The sequence below is a fragment of the Acinetobacter lwoffii genome (assembly GCF_049367455.1).
Classification (GTDB): Bacteria; Pseudomonadota; Gammaproteobacteria; order Pseudomonadales; family Moraxellaceae; genus Acinetobacter; species Acinetobacter lwoffii_W.
In genome coordinates this window covers 435,094-451,237 of sequence record NZ_JBMPXW010000001.1, presented here as the reverse complement: position 1 = coordinate 451,237, position 16,144 = coordinate 435,094, and the positions used below count along the sequence as shown (strand labels likewise).

Below are 16,144 nucleotides of genomic sequence, written 5' to 3'. Positions count from 1 at the left end.
CTATTATTTTTTATTCATGATTATACGTATAAAAAATGGCTATTAATCACTGGGATCAATAGCCATTAGAGCTGAGAGCTTTAAAAGCTTAGTTAGGTACTTCCGGCAAATCAAACCAGATCACTTGCGCATCTTCGCTTGCTTTAATTTCTGTATCATCTAGAAAAGCAATTGCGCCGCCAGCTTCAACCTTATGTTCAGCGATCTGGACAGTGCCAGAAACAACATGTACATAATTAATATGCTGGGTCGCTTTCACTTCCAGACTTTGGCCTTGCTGAATCACCGCAGTTCTGACTTCGGCATTCTGACGAATATGCATCGGTGCATTGTCATTCGGACCACAAATCAAATGCCACTGGTTCGGTTGCTCATGCGGGTCAAGACGGATTTGCTGATAGTTCGGCTTGGCATCACGTTCATTTGGAATAATCCAGATTTGCAGTAAATGGACCTGTTCGTCGCCTTGGTTCATTTCACTGTGCCGCACACCTGTTCCTGCACTCATCAGTTGCCATTCACCCGCAGCGATTCCGCCATGATTGCCCATGCTGTCCTGATGGGTAATGGTTCCTTTCAGCACACAGGTCAGGATTTCCATATTGTCATGTGGATGCGTTCCAAAACCCTGATGTCCATCAATCAGGTCATCATTAATGACACGTAAAGCGCTGACACCCATATACTTTGGGTTATACCAGTTACCAAATGAGAAACTGTGTTTAGACTCCAGCCAGCCCATTTTTACATGACCACGATTTTCGCTAGGATGTAGAAAAGCATTCATGATTTTATCTCGACATTATTTTTAACTTGAGATCATCATACTGTCGTTTTATAACTGAAAAAATCTCAAATAGGCGACAGATCATTGCATTTTTGCAACGACAGAGCTGAAAGTAAACATAAGGAATAAAAAAGCCCGCTCAAAGCAGGCTATTTTTATTCAAATCGGCAGACCGATCATCATTCTAAGAAACGAACCGTTACCCCAGATTTGACTTTACGGCCAAGATCATTGGCATCCCAGTTAGTTAAACGAATACAACCATGTGACGCTGTTTTCGAAATGGTAGACGGGTTTGGTGTCCCGTGAATACCAAATGATTTCTTGCTTAAACCAATCCAGATATTCCCGACAGGACCGTTAGGACCCGGTGGTAAAGATAGTGGTTTTAAGTTTTTACCTTGTACAAAGTTAGAAGGTGAGTAGCTGTACCAAGGGTTTGGTGCAACACCTGTGACTTTATAGGTTCCGGTTGGAGATGGTGTATCCGCACTACCAATGGTGGCAGGGAATGAAGCGATCATTTGATTTTTACTGTTAAATAAGTACAGTTGTTTCGCGCCTTTATGCGCAACAATCAAGTGAATACCTTCAGGCAAGTCATTACGTACATTGCTGACCAGTAATTTTTCACCAACTTTATTAAAGTTAGCATTTGGATTGAGTTTCTTTAAGAAATTCTCATCCATATGGAATTTTTCACTCAACATTTCACTGACACGTGTGTAGTACAGGCCTTTCATTTTCGCCTGTAACGCATAATCTGAAGGAATAGACTTGGCAAATGGGCCTGCCAGATCTTTTTCAGTAATGGTGTATTCAATAAAGGTTGGCTTAGAACCCTGACGTGCCACCAGTTTATCCCAGGTTTCCTGAGTCAAAACACCTGTCGGTTTGATGCCATTCATTTGCTGGAAAGACGCAATGGCTTTTAGTGTGTTTTTACCGCTGGTTCCGTCAATCGCGCCCGGTGATGCATGGGCATTATTCAGCATGACATGCGCACGTGCGTAAACGGGGAATTGACCTGCACCGATATTTTCATACCATTGGGCATTGTTTAAGCCATCTAAAGTCCACGAAGCTTTGGTTGCCGCAGAGTTAGTCGGTGCTTTGGTATTTGGTGCTGCGCCAATAGAAGCAGTCTGATCTTCGGTATCCTGTAGCTCATTCAGTGCTTCAGATGCCTGTTTTAAGTTTTGTTGTTCTTGTGCGGTAATTTGCGCTTCTGCAGGTGCTGCTTGGGCCGCTGAAGCTTCAGTTGCTAATGGATCAATCGGATCTTGCACTGCAACATCAGTCACCACTTGGGGTTTTAATGGTTGTTCAGCAGTAGACGCGGCAAAAACTTGACCTGCGAAAATGCAACCTAGACTCACAGCGAGCATTGTGCGAACGAACATGTAACTCAACCTTAAGAATTATTTCTTTAACTATGTGAAAAAACACTATAAGTATTACAGAAAAAATGTGGAGATGCAGTAGTTGTTTTGTGTAAATCACTAGGTTGCCGTTCAATCCGATCGGTTTTTAAAGTTGCCAGAAGTTATTAAAACTGCGGCCTTTTTGCTATGATGTTGGCAATGTCAAAGAAAGATGGGAATGTGAATGACGACCTTAAAAAATGATCGTTTTCTGCGCGCATTGTTGCGTGAGCCTGTAGATGCTACGCCAGTATGGATGATGCGTCAGGCTGGCCGTTATTTGCCTGAGTACCGCGAAACGCGTACCAAGGCAGGAGATTTCCTTTCGCTTTGCAAGAATACTGAACTGGCCTGTGAAGTAACTTTGCAGCCTTTACGCCGTTATGATCTTGATGCCGCGATTTTATTCTCGGATATCTTGACGGTTCCGGATGCTTTGGGACTGGGGCTGTATTTTGAAGCCGGTGAAGGCCCGAAATTTCACAAGACCATCCGTACCGAACAGGATGTCGCCAATCTGCCTGCATTTAATGCCAAGTCGGATCTGGATTATGTGATGAATGCCGTTTCGACCATTCGTTCAGCCTTGGGCGGTCAGGTTCCTCTGATTGGTTTCTCAGGCAGTCCATGGACTCTGGCGACGTATATGGTCGAAGGCGGTTCAAGCAAGGATTTCCGTTTTACCAAACAGATGATGTATGCGCAGCCTGAAGTTTTGCATGCTTTACTGGATCGTCTGGCTGATGCAGTGACTGAATATTTGAATGCGCAGATCGATGCGGGTGCACAAGCGGTACAGATCTTTGATAGTTGGGGTGGGGCATTAGCACATCGTGAATATATCGAGTTCTCGCTGAACTATATGCAGAAGATTGTCGCTGGTTTGCAACGTGAGAAAGACGGCCGCAAGATTCCGGTAATTCTGTTTACCAAAGGTGGCGGTCAATGGTTGGAACCGATGATTACGACAGGCGCAGATGCATTTGGTCTGGACTGGACCACGCCATTGAATGTCGCTCGTCAAACGGTTGCTGGTCGTGCAGCACTTCAGGGTAACCTGGATCCTGCAACTTTATATGGTTCATCAGAGACCATCATTAAAGCGACAAAAGCCATGCTGGATGATGCCTATGCCAATGGCGAGAAAACCGGTTATGTTGCCAATTTAGGTCATGGTATTACCCAGTGGGTTGATCCGGCGAATCCAAAAGCATTTATTGATACCGTACATGAGTATAGTGCCAAATATCTTTAGGATGTAAACCTTGATCGATCTATTCAAATCAGGGTTTGAATTTACTTATAAGGCAGCTTCGGCTGCCTTATTTGGGATTTTACTCCTGCTCGCTTTTGCGCTGACTGCTTCTATGGGCAGCGATCTCTTCTTTGGTTTTTACCGGTATGACTATCTGCTTTTTTTTGCTTTGCTGATTCAGGTGATATTGCTCTATACCAAACTGGAATCCTGGGCTGAAGCCAAAGTGATTGCGTTATTTCATCTCATGGCCATGGTGATGGAAATCTTCCTGACCCATCCGGCAATTGCTTCCTGGCATTACCCTCAACCCGCAATATTTAAAATCCTGACCGTGCCTTTATTTGCCGGTTTTATGTATTCTGCGGTCGGCAGTTTTTTTGCGCGCTCTTTACGTCTATATCAGGTTTCATTTGAAAAATTGCCGCGTTTTAGCCATATGCTGACATTGGCTGTCTTGTCTTATATCAACTTTATGAGCAAGTTTTTTATTCCCGATTATCGTCTGATTCTATTTGTCTGGAGCGTGCTGATGTTCTGGAAAACCAAAATCCGCTTTCAGTTGAATCAGCATGCTTTTCAGTTGCCGATGTTACCCGTACTGCTGATTCTGGCGTTTATTATCTGGATTGCCGAGAATATCAGTACCTTTTACCAAATCTGGCTCTATCCAAGCCAGATTGAGCAATGGCATATGGTGGGATGGGGCAAACTGGGCTCCTGGTATTTGTTGTTATTGCTGAGTCTGGTGTTGGTGCTGAAAATTTTGGGACAGCGTAATTCACAAGGCGATTGGGCGCTCAAAGAACAGTAAAATCAATCAGGTTATGTTTATGTAAAGCATACATTTTTTCAATTGCGCCAAACTTGACTTGTCGCTACTCTGCTGAGTATGTAATTTAAATTACATTATTAGAGTAATAACAAAGATTGCATGAGAATAATTGGAGAATAACTATGTTGAAAAAAATTATGCTGGCGGCGGTATTGGCGACAGGTTCAAGCATGGCGATGGCTGACCGAGATGTCGGTTGTGGTATCGGAAGCCAGGTGTGGGCGGGTCAGTCTGGTATTATTCCTAAACTCTTTGCAGGTACGACCAACGTTCTGTTCACGAATCAGTGGCTCGGGATCACTTTTGGTACCTTGGGTTGTAGCCAGGGCGGTACCGTAACCGCTCAAGTGGTGACCTTTACCAATGAAAACGCTGAAGCATTGGCGCGTGATATGGCAGTTGGAGAGGGTGAAAGCCTGAATGTTCTGGCTGAACTTTTGAATATTAAATCTGAAGATAAAGCTCGTTTCTTTAGCGTTTCCAAGCAGAATTTCTCTGAAATTTATTCCGAAGAAAACCAGAATACATTACAAGTTTTAAGCACCTTACAAACTGTGATGGCCAAAGATGAAGTATTGAAATCCTACATCTGATCCGCACCTCAAAAACCCTGCTGTTCTGGCAGGGTTTTCTTATGACTAAAAGAAATTGATGAGAATAAGTTAACTGAATGAAATATGCGTTCTTCATGTTGGGCCTGACATTCAGCCCTTTAAGTTTTTCTAGCGAAATTAATCCAGACATCCAGCATTATATCGCTCAGGCCGAAACTCAGCATCTGGATCAGAGCACTACCTGGCAACGTCTCATGTATGCCAATCCCCAAGGTCATAGCGAGGTTAACTATTCGGGCTATTTCCTGGCAGAGCAGGGAAAAACTGCTCTAAAAAAAGAAATGCAGCATAACATTCAGGCTTTATTCCTGAGCGCAGAGCCGAATCAGTCCGTCCGCTGTAAGTTTCCTGCACGCAGCAGCTGGTTAATGCAGCAATTGAATATTTCCGAGCAACAATTGCCTGCGGTCAGTTGCCCGGATTTGGATAAATGGATTGGCGAGGTCAAGCCTTATCAGGCAACCCTGATCTATGCCACGGATTTTATGGGTAATCCCAGCTCGATGTTTGGTCATACCTTGTTGCGTCTGGACCCTAAAGACCAGCAACAACTCAATCTGATTTCTTATGCGGTCAACTATGCTGCGACGGTCGATGGCAATGACAACTGGTCCTTTGCCTGGAAAGGGCTGACTGGACAATATCCGGGTGAATATTCCCTGATGCCGTATTACCGTAAGGTTAAAGAGTATGGTGACTTTGAAAGCCGGGATTTATGGGAATATGAATTAAACTTAAGCCCGCAAGAAACCAGGTTTTTAGTACAGCATCTCTGGGAAATGCAAAATGTAAGTTTCCCTTATTATTTTATTAGTGATAATTGCGCTTATCGCCTACTGGGACTTTTTGATCTGGTACGTCCCGAGCTAAATCTACAAAAACAGTTTAATTCGACTGCGATTCCGATTGAAACACTGAAAGTCGTAGAACAGCAGGGCTTGATCAAACAGAAAGTTTACCGTCCAGCGCTTGAAACTCAATTGCTGGCTCAATCCAGACAGCATGGTAAAGCGCTGGCAAAAACTGCGCATCAGCTGGCTTATGCAAAAACAGGTGTAATGCCTTCAATTTTGCAGCCTTATCCGGCAGAAGATCAGGCCAAAATTCTGGAAATGGCCTATGATCATTTATATCTGGACTTTCTCCGACAAACAGTCGATAAATCATTTTCCCAGCCACGTTTTCGCAAGTTATTAGGCTTAAGAAGTCAGCTGAATATCGAGAAGCAGCGTAAAGCGCCTGAACGTCCAAAAATAGACCCGGTACAAAGCCATCATGCACGGAATATCAGTCTTCAGGCCGGACAGGTTCAGGGTGAATCCTTTGTCCAGCTAGGGCATCGGCAGGCTTATCATGATCTCATCGACCCGCAAGGCGGTTTTCGAACCGGCACACAATTGCTGTTTCTGGATGGGGCTTTGCAATATCGTGACAGTGAACTCAAACTGGAGCATCTGGATCTATTGACTGTCAATTCCTATAACCCCGTCAATCCGTTTAATACGCCATTGTCCTGGGGTTTTAATCTGGGCTGGCAACAGGAAGCACTGAATGCGCATGGCCAGTTTAGTGAAGATGAGCAGCATGGCGTTGCCAGCTTAAAAACTCAGGGTGGTTATAGCTGGGCAAATGCCAGCCGTGAACATCTATGTTATGCACAAATGCAAACTCAGCTACAGGCAGGCAAGGCACTGGATCAGGGCTGGCGCGTAGGTGCAGGCCCTACTGTGGGGTGCCAGAATATCTGGAGCGATCAGATCAACAGTCTGGTGCAGGTGGAACTGCCTTATTGGGAAGATTCGCATCGCTGGCAGCTGAAACTGAATACTGAAATCCAATATGCATTCAATCCACAACATGCACTTCGGCTGTCTTGGGAATATCAGCAACAACAGTCCAAAGACTGGGATCAATGGAGTCTTGGTTTGATCCGGTATTTTTAAGATTTAGTTAAAACTGATCAACACTATTCATAAAGTGCTGTGTATCTGTGAGGCTACCGTTCGGTTTTCCCTTGCATAAAAAGATTAGCTGGGTTTGGTGCAAATAATCTGGTCGATATTTTAGGAAAAATACCTGATATTTGTTATATTTGTCACATAATGTGAGTGCAAATTGCAAGGTTTTGGGGGACAGACAGTATGAATAATGAATGCATGGCAAGACTGGCCGAGCAATGGGAACAGATCTGTCAAAATTATTCATCTGATGACTTATTGCATGCCTTTCACTTTATTCAAGATCATTCCCTGATTCTGGTGGAAGAATTCTATAAAAACATGCTCATTGAAAAGGAATCTGCAGAATTCTTTTCTGATGACTTGATTCAACAGCGCTTGCGCGACACTTTAAATGCCTGGCTACTTGAAAGCTTTAGTGTAGGAATTAATAAACGCTATGCCGATGCCGTGCAGAAACAGGCGATGGTGGGGCATGTGCATGCGCGTGTCGGAATTCCGTCCTGGCTGATCATGCGCGGTGTACGTGAAATTGAGCGTAAAATGTTTGAACTGCTGGATGAGAATCCTCACCACAGTATGTTGACCACCTGCAGTTATATTGTCCAAATCATGGGATTTGCCACAGAAGTCATGTGCCGATCTTATGAAGCCAAAACAGCCATGAATCAGGAAATTAAACACAGTTATCGTGTTTTTTCAGCGATGCAGGATGTGGCCGTACAAAAAGATAAACAGCGCAGCTCATTGCTGGACTGGGAAAATGAGCTCATGTTCAAGGTCTTTTCTGAGCATGAGAAATTGAATCATCCGATGCTGTCCAAGTCTGAGTTCGGTTTATGGTTTATCCATAAAGCCTCTTATGCTTTTACCGGTTCTGACCAGGTCGATTTAATCATTGAACGAATTTATCAAGTCGATGAACTTAATCAAGAGATCATGGACTGTACGGACAAAAACAATATGCTGGGACTGATCCAGCGAATCCGTGACTTGAACCGTGAGATTCAGTTGTTGGTAGATCAGTTATTTCAGGTGGCCGAATATATTGAATCAGGTAATGATTCATTGACCCAGTTATTGAATCGTCGTTATTTGAATACCATTATTTCACGTGAAATCACTTTTTCCCGTAAGAATCATACGCCTTTGTCTTTACTTGCCATTGATGCTGATTATTTCAAAAGTATTAATGACAAATTCGGACATGCAGCAGGTGATCTGGCTTTGAAATTTCTGGCCGAAGCATTGCAAAAATACAGTCAGGGCAGTGATTATGCTTTCCGGGTCGGCGGTGAAGAGTTTTTGCTGTTACTGGTGGATACTGATGAAAAACGTGCCCTGAATATTGCCGAAAGTGTGCGTAAATATATTGAAAATGGCATGATTAATTCGGCACAAGGCCAGCAGTTTAAATTTACGGTCAGTATTGGTTGTGTGCTTTATGATGGACATCCGGATTATCAGCGCTTCCTGAACGCGGCAGATTCTGCTTTGTATATGGCGAAGAATAACGGGCGTAACAGGGTCTATATGGCTCATCAGTCCTTGAACCCAACCGCACAGCCGCTCTCGGTTTAAATAAAAGGTTTTTATCCAGTTGCAGACTGCTGCTCTATAAATTCCTGAAATTTTTGTTTTTGCTGAAGATATGCGGGATGATTTTTAGCTTCATCCCATTTCTGTTTAAAAATTTTGGCAGCAGCGGCTTTAACAGGATCTTGCTGATTGCGTGGCAGCTCGGAACGGCCATGCGCGCCACTTAAACCTTTTTTGTCTTCCGGAACCGGACCGTCATACTTTTTGCCACCTTTATGATTGGCATAACGCCGGGCACGGGTAAAACCCATCTGTAAAAACTTGCGTGCCATGTCCGCACCGATAAAATCTTCTTGCTTTAAATAGTCTAGAAAAAGCTGATAGATTTTCTCGCTACTGGCTTGTGCTTTTTCTTCATCTGCAAAGCGCCAGTGCGGCAGGATTTCTGATTTATAAGGCTCAACCAGTAATACACCTTGTTCACCACGGCCAATCCGGTAGAGCTCCGGTCGTTTGCGGAAATTAACCTTTGCAAAGTCCAGAGAATAATCAAAACTATTCGAAACTACACGTGACGGACGTTTTGGTGGCGCTACTTTGGCAGATGGCTTCATATTCGGCCTTTTCTGAAATTTAAAATTGCTCAATATTTCAGCTAATACAAATTATAAAAATAAAGGGGCAGGATACAGAAAAGCCCCTGTCATTTAGAGCTAGGGGCTTTCATTTTACTTCGATTTTTTTGAACTGGTCTTCGAGGTTTTAGCCTTGGTTGACTTGCTCTTAGAGGAGCTACTCGACTGCTTTTTAGCAGGCGCCGATTTTTTTGAAGAAGACTTTTTCACTTTAGTGTCGTCTTTACTCTTGTTGCTGCTTTTCGCTTTAGCCGGTTTTTTCGCGGAAGAGGTCTTTTGGTCTTTCGCTTTATCACTGGCTTTTGAGCTCGAATTTTTCTTCGCCTTCACTTTTTCATCTTTGCTGGCATTGTCTTTTTTAGAAGATGCCGCTTTAGATTTACTGCTCGCCGCTTTTTTAGTGACTTTGCGATCACTGTCTTTGTCACTGCTCTTATTCGACTTTTTCAGTTTCTCATCTTGAGTCTTTTTAGCAGTTTTTGCTGATTTTTTGCTGTCTTTCGCCTGGTTATTTTTGCTATTCGCCATGGTTACTTTCCTTATCATTAAAAATCAATCAGAAAGATATAAAGCGCTTTGCTGTATATCAACTTCAAATTACTTTAAGGGGAGAGCGGCAGGATTAAAACTTTATCGTGTATCCAAGTGTAGGCTTGTTGCAAACACAAGCAGGAATTGTTCGAGTTCCAGACTAAAACATGGCAAGTTCTGGGACAGATCTTTAAACCCTGTTACCAGATGTCATTTAGAGCAAGTGAGCTTTTGAATTAAGTATGGATGTTATCTTCCTCCAAACGCAAAAACCTCGAATGATCGAGGCTTTGAGTAACTTATTTTTAAGCTTAAATAATTAATAGCTTTCTGGAACCGCACTTAAAAATTCACGACGTGTTTCTTTGTCGGTTTTAAAATCACCAATAAACGACACCGTACGTGTGGTTGATTCCTGCTTGCCTACACCGCGCATCATCATGCACATATGCGCAGAATCAATAACTACGGCAACACCACGTGCTTTGGTGACTTCGGCCACTGCTTCTGCAATTTGCTGAGTCAGATTTTCCTGAATCTGCAAACGGCGTGCAAACATTTCAGTAATGCGGGCAAATTTAGACAGGCCTAAAACATGACCTTCCGGCAAATAGGCAATATGAACACGGCCATAAAATGGCAATAAATGATGCTCACATAGCGAATAAAATTCGATATTTTTGACCAAGACCATTTCACGGTTATCGGAAGGGAAGACCGCCTTGTTGGTCACTTCTTCAAGTGTCTGGCTATAACCCGAGGTTAAATATGAAAATGCTTTCGCAGCGCGCACAGGCGTATCTTTGAGACCAGGGCGATTTAGATCTTCGCCAACGGCAGTAAGAATGTTTGCGTAGGATTGCTGCATAGTCATATGACGTATTCACTTAAACTGAGAATGAACAAGGACGGCATTGTAGCAGAAAACTTTTACAATGCCTTGTTTTGAGGCTAAAACCGTTTACTGTTTGAACTTTGGATTCTTTTCTGCACGTTTGAGCAGAACCAATACTGCACCGGTACCGCCTTGCTTTTCAGGTGCACTGACAAAAGCCAAAACATCACGGTGCTGACGCAACCAGCCGTTCACATAGGTTTTTAAAATCGCTTCCGGGCCTTTGCCATGTACAATTTTAATCACGTTCTGGTTTTCATCTTTGGCGATCTGGATAATTTGCAGCACGGCTTGACGCGCTTCTTCCACAGTACAGCCATGCAGATCCACAGCTTCAAACCAGCGCAAGTTACCGGCTTTCAAGTCTTCAAACACTTTATGCTGCAAGGTGGCAATGCGGTAGCTCAAGTTGGCCTGACTGCCGACAGGATTGAGCATGGCCTGAGTATCTGATAAAGCCATTGCCTCTGTTTCCATCGGGCCAGTAGCCGCTGCACGCTTTGCCAAGATTTGTGCATCCGGCTTTTTCTTGCGTGGTTTGTCCAGTTGAACCGTATTGCCCGATTCAATTTTTTGCACGCCCTGCATTTGCTTGCGGAATAATTCCAGTTCTTCTAAAGTCTCTTGCTCGACAGTCTTTTTAACAGGTGCAGCAACGACCGCAGGCGTTTGTGGCTGTGTAATTTGCTTCTTAAAAGATTTCAGCAGGTTGTACTGATCTTTAGATAATGAAGAATCGTGTTTACTCATAATGTAAAAACAAGGGAGATGCGGAATTTACAAGAATTATAGTCTGAAAATAGACAAAGGAGAACTGAATTGCGTTCATGACATTGCTGAGGATTTTAAATACGCTCGAGATTCTATGATCTACTTTTTAATATTGAAAATAAAAAAGCCCAATTCTGAGATTAGGCTTTTTTAATGCTTAGGTGAGTATTTACATTTTAAACCGCTTCAGGCTCACCAAACAGATCACGGAAAGCATGATCCGGACGTGGCTGTTTCATGAAGCTTTCGCCGACCAAGAAGGCGTGAATATCATTTTCCTGCATCATGGCGACATCGGCAGGTGTGGCAATGCCACTTTCAGTGACTAGCAAGCGTGAAGGATCCAGTAATTTTTTCAAACGAATCGATATGTTTAAATCAACATCAAAGGTTTTTAAATTACGGTTATTCACGCCAAGCAGACAACGATCAGAAAGATTTAAAGCACGTGATAGTTCTTCTTCATCGTGAACTTCAACCAGTACATCCAGATGATGTTCAAATGCAGTTTTGGACATTTCTTCTAACTGCTGGTCAGACAGGCAAGCCACAATCAGCAAGATACAGTCTGCATGCAAGGCGCGTGCTTCGATGACCCCATAAGGGTCGATCAGAAAGTCTTTGCGCAGTGCAGGCAGGTCGCAATGTGAACGGGCAATCTGAATGTTGTCATCATGACCCTGGAAAAAGTCTACATCGGTCAGCACCGATAAACAGGCTGCGCCTGCATCCTGATACTGTGCCGCAATTTCTGCAGGGTTAAAATTCTCGCGAATAATGCCCTTAGATGGTGACGCTTTCTTAATTTCAGCAATGACACCCGGACGTTTCGACATTAAAGACTGGGCAAAACCACGTACAGGTGATGCACCCTGAGCCAGCTCCTCGAGATCTTTATAGCTTTTCTGCTTTAAACGTAGGGCAAATTCTTCTTTTTTACGGTCAACAATCTTGCCTAAAATTGTATTTGCGATATCTACCATGATCAAAATCCCTGACCGAATTAAGCTTCGTAATGTTTAATGGTTTTGGTAAATTCAGACAGCACACTCATTTTTTCAAGTGCCTGACCGCCGTAAATAATGTCATGTGCCAGCGCAACACCTTGCTTATAGCTGCTGGTTAAACCGGAGACATAAATACCTGCGCCGGCATTCAGCGCGATCATGTTCGCTGCTTTATCACCGATGTCTGATTTTTTCTTGCCGAGCGCATCTTTGATCAAAGCCAGACTTTGCGCAGAATCTTCCACAATCAGTCCGGTCAGAGTTTGCGACTCAATATCGACCGATTCAGGAATAATGTCCCATTCGGTGACTTCGCCATTTTTCAGTTCAGCAACATGAGTTGAAGAGGCTATACTGATTTCATCCAGACCATCACGTGAATGTACTACCATCACATGTTCAGCACCGAGCTGTTTCATAACTTCGGCAATTGGACGGCAGAGTTCATTGGAAAATACGCCAATGACCAGACGTTGTACGCCAGCCGGATTGGTTAAAGGACCGAGCAGGTTGAAAATACTGCGAATCCCCAATTCTTTACGTGGGCCGATTGCATATTTCATGGCTTGATGATGATTCGGTGCAAACAGGAAGCCGACACCGACATCACGGATACAGCGTTCAGTCTGCTGCATATTCAGGTCCAGATTAATCCCGGCCTGTTCCAGCAAATCTGACGAACCTGATTTGGTCGAAACGCCGCGGTTACCATGTTTGGCTATAGTTGCACCGGCTGCTGCGATCACGAATGCAGAGGCAGTAGAAACGTTAAACAGGTTTTGACCGTCACCGCCTGTGCCGACGATATCGACCAGATAAGGAATGTCACTGACATCAATTTTAGTGGCAAGTTCACGCATGACACGTGCAGCTGCGGTAATCTCATCAATGCTTTCGCCTTTAAGACGTAGGCCCATCAGCAGGGCACCAATCTGGGCATCGGTCGCTTCACCTGACATGATGGCACGCATCACGTCTTGCATTTGATCCTGAGTCAGGTGAATGTTTTTAGTAATATTGCTTAAAGCTTGTTGAATATTCATAAGGTGTTCTTAGGCATAAATTTCGAGAAAGTTTTTAAAGATTTGATGACCATGCTGGCTCAGAATCGATTCGGGATGGAACTGCACGCCTTCGACCGGCAATGTCTTATGTTTCACACCCATAATTTCTTCCATAGAGCCGTCAGCTTCATTGGTCCAGCAGGTCACTTCCAGACATTCGGGCAAGGTGGCTTGATCAATCACCAGTGAATGATAGCGCGTTGCAGGAAATGGAGAAGGAAGATTGCTGAAAATCCCGGTATCACTGTGGTACATATCAGACAGACGGCCATGCATGACACGTTTGGCACGCACGATATCACCGCCAAATGCCTGACCAATACTTTGATGACCAAGACAAACGCCCAGTAAAGGAATTTTGCCAGCAAAATGCTGAATGGTAGGAATAGAAATTCCTGCCTCACTTGGCGAGCACGGGCCGGGGCCAATCACTAAATACTTAGGTTGCCATCGCTCTATATCTTCCAATGTCACGGCATCATTACGGACTACTTTTACTTCTTGATTCAGTTCGCCAAAATATTGGACGATGTTATAAGTAAAGGAGTCATAGTTGTCGATCATTAAAAGCATGAGCTTAACCTATTGAAATTAATGCACTTAACTGTGCTAATGTTGTCCAGATCGTACTTTATTTATACGTGTTGCAAGCACTTGCCTGACACAACTAAATCATTGATTTCATTGTGTGAAAATAAAGCACGCTTCATCATAGCAAAAAATAGCCCCATTCGGCGCAACAATTTCGCTCAATTTATTGGCTTTAAAAACCTGTAGAAAATTAAATAAAATTTTATAATGATTTAAAGTAATAGGCTTACTCATAGAAAGATTTAAAAGGCTATTTTTTAGAGTAAAACTTAAAAATGAAAAAATTAAGGTCAAAGAGAGGTAAAATGCTTGATGAAAAAAACATCACTTGAATAATTAAGCTTTATATAAACTTTTCTATTGAAAGTAGATTTAAAGAAAATGCCTCATAATAGGCATACAATCCCAAATGAATCGCAAAATTTTCTTTACTGATATCTACTAAAAAACGCTCAATTTTTAGCTAAAAACAAGTAAAAACTTAACAAAAGTAAGAAAAAGCAGCATATTTGCTATAAAAAGCTATGTTTCTCATACATTTCTATAGACGCATGCACTATTTAGGTGCGCTAAAAAATAAAGCTGAAATAAAATAAATGAAGAATGCTTGAATATAGTGCATTTAGTTTTGCAGCTAGTATAATAGCCGCAAAGTATTTTTGTCACTTCATGATTTCTTATAAAGATTTCAAGATTTTATCTATACTTTTAAAAGTTGGTACGGTAATTGCTTAATAACTATCAACTGCTAACACGCACTTCACGGGTGCAACAAAAACATCGGAGCAAAATGAGCATGGCGAACAAGGTCCTTCAACTCATACAAGAAAGTGGCGCAAAATGGGTCGATTTTCGCTTTACTGATACCAAGGGTAAAGAGCAACACGTCACTTACCCAGCAGACAGTATTGATGAAGATACATTTGAAGACGGCAAAATGTTTGACGGTTCTTCAATTGCAGGTTGGAAAGGCATCGAAGCATCGGACATGATTTTACGTCCGGATGCGGCAACAGGTTTTATCGACCCGTTCTTTGCAGAGCCAACAGTTGTTGTAACTTGTGACGTAATCGAGCCATCAACTGGTCAAGGTTATGATCGTGACCCACGTTCGATTGCGCGCCGTGCAGAAGAATATTTGAAATCTACCGGTATCGGTGACACTGCATTTTTTGGCCCAGAACCAGAATTCTTCGTATTTGACGAAGTAAAATGGGAAATCGACATGTCTGGCGCGCGCCATACATTGATCGCTGAAGAAGCTGCCTGGTCTACCAACAAAGACTACGAAGGCGGTAACTCTGGTCACCGTCCACGCGTAAAAGGCGGTTACTTCCCAGTTCCTCCTGTAGATTCTTCACATGACATGCGTGCAGACATGTGTGCGCGTATCGAAGACATCATGGGTCCAGGTCGTGTAGAAGTACATCACCACGAAGTTGCTTCTTGCCAGTTAGAAATTGGTGTGAGCTTCAACACTATGGTGCGTAAAGCAGACGAAGTTCAACAGTTCAAATATGCGGTTTGGAACGTTGCGCATCAATATGCAAAAACAGCAACCTTTATGCCTAAACCAATGGTTGGCGATAATGGTTCTGGTATGCACGTGCATATGTCGATCTCTAAAGACGGCAAAAACCTGTTTGCAGGTGATGAATATGCAGGCCTTTCAGAAATGGCGTTGTACTTCATCGGTGGTGTAATTAAACATGCTCGTTCTTTAAATGCGATTACTAACCCTTCTACAAACTCGTACAAGCGTTTGGTTCCACATTTCGAAGCACCGATTATGCTTGCTTACTCAGCGCGTAACCGTTCTGCATCTATCCGTATTCCTTACGTGTCTAGCCCGAAAGGCAAGCGTATTGAAGCACGTTTCCCAGATCCAATGATGAACCCGTACCTAGGTTTCGCGGCATTGTTGATGGCTGGTCTTGACGGTATCCAAAACAAGATCCACCCGGGTGAAGCTGCTGACAAGAACTTGTACGATCTTCCACCGGAAGAAGAAGCGAAAATCCCTACAGTGGCGCATAGCCTGGATATGGCGCTTGAAGCACTTCAAGCGGATCATGATTACCTGTTAAAAGGTGGCGTGTTCACGAAAGAAATGCTTGATGCCTACATCGAGCTTAAAACTGAAGAAGTTCGTCGTCTGAACACGACTACTCACCCAGTTGAATTTGATATGTACTACAGCTTGTAATTCATCACGAATTAAAGCGAAGAAAACCCGCG

General features: G+C 43.2%; 15 protein-coding genes. 6 read left to right on the top strand and 9 right to left on the bottom strand.

The genetic code is table 11. The annotated features are described in order from the left end of the window. Positions 1 to 88: 88 nt before the first annotated feature. Positions 89 to 787 (bottom strand): pirin family protein, encoded by a 699-nt coding sequence (locus ACO1B7_RS02275; protein ID WP_423089769.1) that lies wholly within the window; start codon positions 785 to 787, stop codon positions 89 to 91. Positions 788 to 966: 179 nt separating this feature from the next. After that, positions 967 to 2,190, bottom strand: coding sequence for a L,D-transpeptidase family protein (locus tag ACO1B7_RS02270; protein WP_423089768.1), 1,224 nt, complete (start codon positions 2,188 to 2,190; stop codon positions 967 to 969). A gap of 205 nt (positions 2,191 to 2,395) precedes the next feature. Here ACO1B7_RS02270 and hemE point away from each other — a divergent pair, with 205 nt between their 5' ends. The 5 genes from hemE to ACO1B7_RS02245 all read left to right on the top strand — a co-directional run bounded on the left by hemE (position 2,396) and on the right by ACO1B7_RS02245 (position 8,454). Further along, a complete protein-coding gene (gene hemE / locus ACO1B7_RS02265) occupies positions 2,396 to 3,466 on the top strand; it encodes a uroporphyrinogen decarboxylase (protein WP_423089767.1) in 1,071 nt (356 codons plus the stop codon). Between the two features lie 10 nt (positions 3,467 to 3,476). Further along, positions 3,477 to 4,280 (top strand): DUF817 family protein, encoded by an 804-nt coding sequence (locus tag ACO1B7_RS02260; protein WP_423089766.1) that lies wholly within the window; start codon positions 3,477 to 3,479, stop codon positions 4,278 to 4,280. A 143-nt stretch (positions 4,281 to 4,423) separates the two neighbouring features. Further along, the gene (locus ACO1B7_RS02255; RefSeq protein WP_004279577.1) at positions 4,424 to 4,894 is read left to right on the top strand and encodes a DUF3015 family protein; all 471 of its coding nucleotides are present in this window, start codon (positions 4,424 to 4,426) and stop codon (positions 4,892 to 4,894) included. A gap of 77 nt (positions 4,895 to 4,971) precedes the next feature. Then, positions 4,972 to 6,858, top strand: coding sequence for a DUF7840 domain-containing protein (locus tag ACO1B7_RS02250; protein WP_423089765.1), 1,887 nt, complete (start codon positions 4,972 to 4,974; stop codon positions 6,856 to 6,858). 198 nt (positions 6,859 to 7,056) lie between these two features. Next, positions 7,057 to 8,454 (top strand): diguanylate cyclase, encoded by a 1,398-nt coding sequence (locus ACO1B7_RS02245; RefSeq protein ID WP_423089764.1) that lies wholly within the window; start codon positions 7,057 to 7,059, stop codon positions 8,452 to 8,454. Positions 8,455 to 8,465: 11 nt separating this feature from the next. Here ACO1B7_RS02245 and ACO1B7_RS02240 read toward each other — a convergent pair whose 3' ends face one another. The 7 genes from ACO1B7_RS02240 to ACO1B7_RS02210 form a co-directional block, all read right to left on the bottom strand. Beyond that, positions 8,466 to 9,026, bottom strand: a complete 561-nt coding sequence (locus ACO1B7_RS02240) for a DUF4385 domain-containing protein (protein ID WP_423089763.1) — start codon at positions 9,024 to 9,026, stop codon at positions 8,466 to 8,468. 114 nt (positions 9,027 to 9,140) lie between these two features. Continuing rightward, positions 9,141 to 9,575, bottom strand: coding sequence for a hypothetical protein (locus tag ACO1B7_RS02235; protein ID WP_004646396.1), 435 nt, complete (start codon positions 9,573 to 9,575; stop codon positions 9,141 to 9,143). Positions 9,576 to 9,897: 322 nt separating this feature from the next. Next, entirely contained in the window at positions 9,898 to 10,446 is a 549-nt protein-coding gene (gene folE, locus ACO1B7_RS02230) for a GTP cyclohydrolase I FolE (protein WP_171065034.1), read from the bottom strand. Positions 10,447 to 10,539: 93 nt separating this feature from the next. Then, complete coding sequence (locus ACO1B7_RS02225) at positions 10,540 to 11,223, bottom strand: Smr/MutS family protein (RefSeq protein ID WP_423089762.1); 684 nt, start codon at positions 11,221 to 11,223, stop codon at positions 10,540 to 10,542. Positions 11,224 to 11,420: 197 nt separating this feature from the next. Beyond that, positions 11,421 to 12,227 (bottom strand): indole-3-glycerol phosphate synthase TrpC, encoded by an 807-nt coding sequence (gene trpC / locus ACO1B7_RS02220; RefSeq protein ID WP_423089761.1) that lies wholly within the window; start codon positions 12,225 to 12,227, stop codon positions 11,421 to 11,423. Positions 12,228 to 12,247: 20 nt separating this feature from the next. Beyond that, positions 12,248 to 13,294, bottom strand: a complete 1,047-nt coding sequence (gene trpD / locus ACO1B7_RS02215; RefSeq protein WP_253175246.1) for an anthranilate phosphoribosyltransferase — start codon at positions 13,292 to 13,294, stop codon at positions 12,248 to 12,250. A 9-nt stretch (positions 13,295 to 13,303) separates the two neighbouring features. Then, positions 13,304 to 13,888, bottom strand: coding sequence for an anthranilate synthase component II (locus ACO1B7_RS02210; RefSeq protein ID WP_423089760.1), 585 nt, complete (start codon positions 13,886 to 13,888; stop codon positions 13,304 to 13,306). 808 nt (positions 13,889 to 14,696) lie between these two features. Here ACO1B7_RS02210 and glnA point away from each other — a divergent pair. Further along, a complete protein-coding gene (gene glnA, locus ACO1B7_RS02205; RefSeq protein ID WP_004279641.1) occupies positions 14,697 to 16,112 on the top strand; it encodes a type I glutamate--ammonia ligase in 1,416 nt (471 codons plus the stop codon). Positions 16,113 to 16,144: the final 32 nt, after the last annotated feature.